Origin of the sequence: [Mycobacterium] manitobense (genome assembly GCF_025821665.1) — a bacterium.
In the GTDB taxonomy this organism is placed as follows: domain Bacteria; phylum Actinomycetota; class Actinomycetes; order Mycobacteriales; family Mycobacteriaceae; genus Mycobacterium; species Mycobacterium arseniciresistens.
This window is the reverse complement of the sequence record NZ_JACKSJ010000083.1, coordinates 1-395: the sequence shown is the minus strand read 5'-3', so window position 1 is coordinate 395 and position 395 is coordinate 1. Positions and strand designations below refer to the sequence as shown.

At 65.8% G+C, this 395-nt stretch carries 1 protein-coding gene; it reads left to right on the top strand.

What is annotated here, in order from left to right:
• Positions 1–167 precede the first annotated feature (167 nt).
• Positions 168–395, top strand: a 228-nt coding sequence (locus H7I41_RS10580; protein WP_308214604.1) for a DUF4190 domain-containing protein, incomplete at its 3' end; no start/stop codon positions are given.

Sequence of the window (395 nt, the reverse complement as noted above, 5' to 3'; positions counted from 1 at the left end):
TCACCGTCGGAGATGGTGTGAGTGACCCCGCGCCGGCCTACGATTACCCGACGACATACCCGGCCCCCGCTGCCGAGCCGCCGGCACCGGGTGTCGGACCGGTTCATTACCCTCCGCCGATACCCCAGTACCAGGCGGTGGCCGTACCCGTCGCTTATCCGCCCGGCGTGGGGACGAACGCGATGTCGATCGCCGCACTGGTGTGCTCGCTGGTACTGGCCCCGCTGGGCATCGTGTTCGGTCACATCGCGCTCTCACAGATCAAACGAAGCGGGGAAGACGGCAGAGGGCTGGCCATCGCTGGGCTGGTCATCGGATACATCTTCACGGCCGTCGCCCTGTTGTGGATCATCGTGACGGTCGTGTTCATCGGCGCGGTCGCTTCGACGATCAAC